Source organism: Sulfitobacter sp. EhC04, from assembly GCF_001650875.1.
GTDB lineage: Bacteria > Pseudomonadota > Alphaproteobacteria > Rhodobacterales > Rhodobacteraceae > Sulfitobacter.
This window is the reverse complement of sequence record NZ_LXYI01000052.1, coordinates 1-6,448: the sequence shown is the minus strand read 5'-3', so window position 1 is coordinate 6,448 and position 6,448 is coordinate 1. Positions and strand designations below refer to the sequence as shown.

Here is a 6,448-nt window from a genome sequence, read left to right as displayed (position 1 = left end):
TCTCTCCCTCTTAGCGATTGTTGAATGTCCACCGCGGTGGACATCATGCTGGAGGGCCTTCTGCGCTTGCTAGCCGTTCAAGTAACATGGATGGGTTGAACTGATTTACGCGTCTGCCAAGTGTGATGCTGTGAAAATATGCTCCAAAGTTTCGTATGCGATTGCCGAGCTGAAGCATTATGAAGATTGCGCAGGATGCTTTCTGCGCACCTATGGCTGTCTTAGCTTTTTCATATGTTGTGGTATGAATTCCCATCATTGGAGCCAATGTTCTCGCATGATGGTCTACGTCATCCCAAGTTCTAAGCATGTTCGTAGCGAAAGCAGTAGCCTCGTTGCAAACCGTGGTTAGAGTCCGTATTTTTGGGTTTTCAGTGGTTTCCCTTCTTTCTAAATCTTTATCTTCTTTTTCTGACTTAGATAGATGCCGGTCATTTTGTCCGTCGTTGGCGGGCAAATAGGTTGCTTTTGGTGTGTCCACCGCGGTGGACATTGTATCACATTCGGTCTCTGCCTTAACGAGCAGGGCGCGATATTCGACTACCGACAGCTTCCTTCTGAGAGTTTTCCTGACCTCTGAAATAAACGGGCTTTCGGGGCAGAACTCCTCAAGTTGTGCAAGTTTGGTCAGGATTTGTTTGCGGATAAAAATGCAGTCACGGCGTCTGTTCTCTACCTCTTGGGCAACAGCCAAAAGTTCGTTCGCGCGTTCGATCAATGGTGAGAGAGAAACCCCGTAGCTGATGCATTGGCCGTCGGATGACCGAACACGATACCGTTTGCGGTTTGGACTGTCATGGCGCGTCATGAAACCCAGTTCGAGAAAGCGATCAATGTGTCTACGGAGTGTTCGTTCATCAATACCCCCAACACGGCGGCAGATCTCAGAGTTGGAGGCAAATACAGTTTCGCCGTGACCTGGTTTTAGAAAGCTGAGCAATGCTTGGAGCGTTTGCATGTGACCAGGCCGTAGACCGAACTGAGTGTGAGAGTCTCTGAGGGCTCTGAAGATGGCCCAGACGTTAGTTTCGTTTGTCGACGGTGCCTCACCGGGGACTGGGTAAGTCTCTTTTCGTTTGATGGACAGTTTTGTGAATGTCATGTTTTTATGAACGAGGACCGCTTGGCCCATAACTTCCCCGTCTCTTCCCGCGAGTGTGCGCGCAAAAAGGCAATAAAAAGATGTCCACCGAATCGGTGACTCTTGACCGCTTTGTTGGAGGTTGCTACATCATAGGTGCAAAACTGATGATGAGGGCTCTCCAGGGGAAACCTTGGGGGGCTCTTTTATTTTTGGCCTTCGTCTCTCTCCTCTGCTCGTGTTTCTCGTTGTAGCCGGGGTCAGGACCCCGAGCCTCTCTTATTCCGCCATTGGTCGAAGATCTGACGAAGCATTGCCTCGGCGTGCTCTTCGACCCACTGGCCGAATTCTGGGTTGTCCTTTCGCGTGACCTTTATGGCGACGGATCGATCATCAATCGCAAGCATGGCGAGCGGACCGCCATTTTCATCTCTGATCACAGTGGAATGAATGGTGGCCTTTTGCTTGGGGGCTCCACGCGCCTTGCTGGAGGCTGCATTGAAGACCGCCTGAAACTTCTCAGGGCTTGGCGTATCGTCTTTCACCAAGGGAAGTGTCTCTCTTGCGATGTCTACCAAGGGCACTTTCTCAGACAGAGCTGCCAAATCTCCCCATTGGCGCCGACCGATGCCATGTGCTGGCCCAATGAGGCGGATGAGTTCGTCGGGCAGTTGCTCGATCACAACGCGATGATTTGAGACGCCTTGCCGTGTAAGGCCCAAAGCGTCCTGAATAACTCCTGGCTTGTACCCTGCTTCCTGCATTTCCTTGATAAAGAGCGCTTTTTCGATGAAAGAGGGGTCGAGTCGCAGATTGTTCTCTTGGCCTTGCGCGATCAGTGAAGCATCGTCGTCCAGAGTTCGCACAATCGCTTTAACTGTTCCGCCAACTTTTCGGATGGCTGCGAGGCGGCGGCGACCATAGACGACACGATACCGCTCTGGCTTGTCTGAAGGGCGGACCATGATTGGCACTTGCTGACCGTGTTTCCGGATGCTCTCCGCAAGCTCATCAATACTGTTGTCTTCCAGTACGAGGCGGTCACGCAGGCCGTCTATGTCAATCTGGTCAGGATCGATGTCGCGGATCGAATTGGCTGTGATCTCGCGCAAGGAGTCACGTAGACCGCCTACGGAGCCGGGAAGCTTGGAAGACTTGGCCGGGGCAGGGGGCACAGTTGTGGCTTCGGTGTTTTCTTTCGGAGGTTGATTGAAGATGTTGCGGGCCATCAGCGACGCCCCCATGCCATCTGAATCGTCTGCTCGAGCTCGTCTGCGACGCTGTTTACGCTCGTAAGTGCCCGGTCAAGCGTCTTTCGGATGAGCTGGTTAGGATCGACTTCATAGATTGTCTGTTGCGTCATGCCTGCATCAGAGATTGCGGTGGATTTCAGCATGGGTTCCGTCATGACCTGCCCAGCCAGAATTGACCTTAGGTATCCGGCCATCTGTGTCTGGGGGCCGTCGGAGGGTTCATATCGTGTGACCAGGAACTTGACGAAGTCCCAAGTAACGCGCCTGCCGATGGCTTCTTCGACGGCTTTTATCGTCTCGGATGCCAACTTGAGGAATTGGCTCATTGAAGCAATGTCGAGCATGCCTGGCACAACGGTGACCAGGAGGCCAGTCGATGCAGACAGTGCCGTCAACGTCAAAAAGCCCAATTGTGGGGGGCAGTCGATTAGTACGATGTCATAGTCAGCATCGACTTCTTCTAATGCCAAAGCCAGACGTTCGGCGAAAATAGGTTGGGCCCTGCGTGCAAGCGCGTTTGCTGTCTCGGTTTCGTACTCTGAAAGCATCAGTCCGGCTGGGACCATGTCGAGCTTGTGAAAATAGGTCTTCTGGATGACCTCTGAGAGCGGAACCTGATCCTCATATCGCAAAGCATCGTAAATGGTGCCGCCGTCCGCGAACTCCAGCTCAGGACGGAAGCCGAAGAAAGTGGTCAGGCTGGCCTGCGGATCGAGATCAAGCACGAGCACACGATACCCGCGCAAAGCAAAGCGCTGCGCCAGGTGTATCGTCGCCGTAGTCTTGGATGACCCACCCTTGAAATTGACGACCGAAATCACTTGGAGACGATCATTGTCTCGACGCCCGGGGCGATAGGCGTCCGCGTTCTTTCCTGTGCGACCGAGGATGTCGCGTAGAATATCTACTTCCTCGGCGCTATAGAATCTATGCCCACGATTATCGGTGTGAACCTCGGGGAAGCTCCCGTCTTTGTGCCGATTGCGCAGGTTCGACGTGCTTACCCTGAGTACGCTTGCAACTTCAGTCGAACTGAAGCGGCGAAGAGATTTGCGCTCCTCGGGCTCAAACGCAATTTTCATCTGTCGATCGAGCGACTCGGCCAAATTATCGGCAAAGGCTCCGATGTCAGCTGAGCCTATACCTTGCATAATTCCAGCGTTGCGATCATCCATGTTCTACTGCCTCTCGCGGCCTTTTCGAAGGCTCTTTCTCATTCTGACGGTCAAATACCCACCTGACGCGGTTTGTCGTCAGAATGGAAATGCCATGAACGCGCAATTCCAGCAAGAAGAATCTAGATGTAGTGGAAAAGTTATCCACAGCACCAACGGCATGCCCAGGGACCATATCAGGCTAAGGTATTGATAATATTTTGTAATGTCTTACTTCTGCACTGGTTCCCGTGACTCGAGAAATTTGGCGAGATGTCGACTTAACCCCTGCTCATGGCTCGCAAACTCGCTATTTCATAACCAGATTATAAGTGATTCCGTGAACTTGAACGCGTTTAAGTGTCCAGGAAGGCTTACTAAGTGCCTATTATAGCAATCCTAGCCTTCCGGCGCGTTCCAGCAGCATCTTCACAGATGACGCCTGCCAGCTTGTCCGCCCACGCGGCGTGCGTTCGCGCATCGCCTCCAGCCGATCGCAGATAGCCTGAAGCGTGATGTCGGGATCTGCGCCCTTGATGCCTGCGACAATGGCGGGCAGGCGATCATCCGTTTCGCGGCGTCCGGCCCGCCCTAGCACTGTTTCTGCTAAGAAGCCGTCGCGGACATAGGCGTTCACGGCGCGCAACAGGCGGCTTTGCGTCCAGCGCCGCGCCCCGGGCAAGGGGCCGTTGATGATGCGCAGCACATCCTCCCAAGCCATATCAGGGCGCAGCCGGCGTACATGCGGTACCCAGTCTTGCGCGGTCTCGTTTAGTCGTTCCATATATCCGTCCTGCCGCGCCAGCCGCACCTTGCGCTGTGCGCCAGGGTCTCGCGCGCGCAGGCCCGGATTGCCTCCCACGCGTCCTTTGGTCCTTGCGCTCGCCAAGCCGGCCTTCGTGCGTTCCCGGATCAGGGCGCGTTCAAACTCGGCCGCGGCCCCCAGAACCTGCAGCGTGAACTTGCCCTGCGGCGAGGCAGTGTCGATCGGGTCTTGAATGGAGCGAAAGAACGCGCCCTTCGCCTCAAGCCGCTCGATCACCTCCAAGAGATGCGACAGCGATCGCGCCAGACGATCAATGCGCACGACAACCAGCGTGTCGCCCTTGGCCACGCGCTCCAACACGCGCGCAAGGACCGGCCGCGCACGATTTCCGCCCGACGCCTGTTCTTCATGGATCTCGGCGCAACCCGCGGATTTCAGGGCCTGCGACTGGGGCAGGGGGGTTTGATCCTCGGTTGAAACGCGCGCGTAGCCTATCAATGGCATCAAAACAGGCCTTTTGCAGTTTCATATACCGCCACTAAACGACCGAATACGCGTGATGGTGTCGTGATATCTGGGCTAGCGCCGCTCAATCGTCTTTCTCTCACCTTGACATTGGACCTCCTGCAAATGATATATCTAGCTAGATAGCTAGCTAGGTGAAGTGCGATGTGGACAGTTCAAGATGCGAAAAACAAGTTCAGTGCGGTTGTCGATGCCGCGCTGGCAGGGACGCCCCAAGAAGTCACACGTCGCGGCAAGCCGGCGGTGGTCATCCTGTCTGCGGATGAATACCACAGGCTGGTTGATGGGGCCGTGAGAGCGCGCGAGAGTTTTGCAGAGCATCTGATGGCATTTCCTGGTGGGGATGTCCCGCGCGCCAAAGCCGCACCGCGTGACGTAAGCTTTTGATGTATATTCTCGACACCAACGTCATTTCGGCTGTGCGCCGCCCGGACCGTGCGCCTCAGGTGGCGGCCTGGTTGCGCGGGAAGGCCGAGCAGGACCTTTTCCTGAGCGTTATCACACTGGGTGAAATCGAGCGCGGCATCCGCCAGCAGGAGGGGCGCGATCCCGGTTTTGCGCGTGATCTTCGCTCCTGGCTTGATCGGACCGTCCTGCTGTTTTCTGACCGATTGCTGCCGTTCGATGCCGAGGACGCTCGCATCTGGGGCCGGTTGTCGGCAGAGGTCGGTCACGCAGGCGCTGATCTGATGATTGCGGCCTCGGCGCTGCGGCATGCTGCAACCGTTGTCACTGGAAATGTCAGTGATTTCGCGCCGACGGGGGTGACGATCGAGAACCCGTTCTAGGGTGCGGTTTGTTGCGGCAGGGCAGGGGCGTCACAACCCCGCGGCCTTGGTCAGGTTCACCCGGAATCTGTCGCGGCGGCGCTGATAACGGCGGGTCATCTCGGCAGAGGCGTGACCGAGGTGCTTCTGGACACAGCGCTCGTCAACCTCGGCGCTGCTGGCCAGACCGGAGCGCAGCGAATGGCCGGAGAACAGCGCCAGCCGTTCCGCTTCTGGCAGATCCGACCGGATCCCGGCGTCGCGGACGGTTTGCTTGATCAGCCGGGCGACATGTTTGTCGTTCAGTCTCGTTTCGGATGCGCTTTTGCCATCGCACGAAGTGCCGACAAAGACCGGACCGAAGTCGATCTTCGCGAAGTGCAGCCATTGTTCCAGCGCATGGACGGGACAAGTTTGATCTGATGATCCGCGGCCGATCTCGACCTCGCGCCAGCCGGTCTTGGCATTGAGGGTGAGCAGGGCACCATTGTCAAAGATCTCGATCCAACCGCCAGAGTCCGGCGTGTCGTCCTTGTGGACGTCGAGGCTGACATTTTCCGAGCGTCGGAGGCCCCCGGCATATCCGATGAACAGGATTGCGCGATCTCGCAGCCCACGCAGGTCATAGGGGCGAGTGGCCACCATCGCGAGAATATCCTCGGCCAGGATCGCCTCCTTTTGCACGGGCGGTCGGGCGTGCTTGCGTTTGATCCCGGCGAGCACTGTTGCGATGTGGCGGTTCTTGCGATCGAGGACAAAGCTGCGCTGCGCATAGTTCCAGGCAAGGCCCGATAGGCGGCGATCGATGGTGCTGACTGATAGGGGTCGGGACGCCGACTGCGAAGGGGAAGGGCCTGACCCGGAGGCCAGATCCGCGAGGAAGAGCCCGATTATCTCGGGGG

7 protein-coding genes are annotated in these 6,448 nt (G+C 56.4%); 2 read left to right on the top strand and 5 right to left on the bottom strand.

The window, feature by feature from the left end; all coding sequences use genetic code 11:
• Positions 1-43: 43 nt before the first annotated feature.
• The 4 genes from repC to A8B82_RS19890 all read right to left on the bottom strand — a co-directional run bounded on the left by repC (position 44) and on the right by A8B82_RS19890 (position 4,758).
• Positions 44-1,102 carry a plasmid replication protein RepC gene (gene repC / locus A8B82_RS23720; RefSeq protein WP_082899396.1) on the bottom strand — a complete coding sequence of 353 codons (1,059 nt, stop codon included), beginning with the start codon at positions 1,100-1,102 and terminating at the stop codon, positions 44-46.
• Positions 1,103-1,341: 239 nt separating this feature from the next.
• Complete coding sequence (gene repB / locus A8B82_RS19900; protein WP_235604746.1) at positions 1,342-2,310, bottom strand: plasmid partitioning protein RepB; 969 nt, start codon at positions 2,308-2,310, stop codon at positions 1,342-1,344.
• Positions 2,310-3,509 carry a plasmid partitioning protein RepA gene (gene repA / locus A8B82_RS19895; protein ID WP_067296540.1) on the bottom strand — a complete coding sequence of 400 codons (1,200 nt, stop codon included), beginning with the start codon at positions 3,507-3,509 and terminating at the stop codon, positions 2,310-2,312. Before repA ends, repB begins: the two co-directional genes overlap by 1 nt.
• A 367-nt stretch (positions 3,510-3,876) precedes the next feature.
• Positions 3,877-4,758 (bottom strand): recombinase family protein, encoded by an 882-nt coding sequence (locus A8B82_RS19890; protein WP_067296537.1) that lies wholly within the window; start codon positions 4,756-4,758, stop codon positions 3,877-3,879.
• A gap of 165 nt (positions 4,759-4,923) precedes the next feature.
• Between A8B82_RS19890 and A8B82_RS19885 the strand changes: the two genes are divergently transcribed.
• Together A8B82_RS19885 and A8B82_RS19880 are read left to right on the top strand one after the other, a co-directional pair.
• Positions 4,924-5,166: a type II toxin-antitoxin system Phd/YefM family antitoxin gene (locus tag A8B82_RS19885; RefSeq protein ID WP_067296535.1), complete on the top strand. Its 243-nt coding sequence runs from the start codon at positions 4,924-4,926 to the stop codon at positions 5,164-5,166.
• Positions 5,166-5,567 (top strand): type II toxin-antitoxin system VapC family toxin, encoded by a 402-nt coding sequence (locus A8B82_RS19880; protein ID WP_067296532.1) that lies wholly within the window; start codon positions 5,166-5,168, stop codon positions 5,565-5,567. Before A8B82_RS19885 ends, A8B82_RS19880 begins: the two co-directional genes overlap by 1 nt.
• Positions 5,568-5,597: 30 nt before the next feature.
• On the opposite strand, the gene A8B82_RS19875 is transcribed toward A8B82_RS19880, so the two are convergent.
• The coding region (locus A8B82_RS19875; RefSeq protein ID WP_067296531.1) for a tyrosine-type recombinase/integrase at positions 5,598-6,448 on the bottom strand (851 nt) is incomplete at its 5' end.

What these genes read in the sequence shown, in the direction of transcription:
- repC (WP_082899396.1), bottom strand. Translation starts at nt 1,102, where the DNA reads ATGACATTCACAAAACTGTCCATCAAACGAAAAGAGACTTACCCAGTC.
- repB (WP_235604746.1), bottom strand. Translation starts at nt 2,310, where the DNA reads ATGGCCCGCAACATCTTCAATCAACCTCCGAAAGAAAACACCGAAGCC.
- repA (WP_067296540.1), bottom strand. Translation starts at nt 3,509, where the DNA reads ATGGATGATCGCAACGCTGGAATTATGCAAGGTATAGGCTCAGCTGAC.
- A8B82_RS19890 (WP_067296537.1), bottom strand. Translation starts at nt 4,758, where the DNA reads ATGCCATTGATAGGCTACGCGCGCGTTTCAACCGAGGATCAAACCCCC.
- A8B82_RS19885 (WP_067296535.1), top strand. Translation starts at nt 4,924, where the DNA reads ATGTGGACAGTTCAAGATGCGAAAAACAAGTTCAGTGCGGTTGTCGAT.
- A8B82_RS19880 (WP_067296532.1), top strand. Translation starts at nt 5,166, where the DNA reads ATGTATATTCTCGACACCAACGTCATTTCGGCTGTGCGCCGCCCGGAC.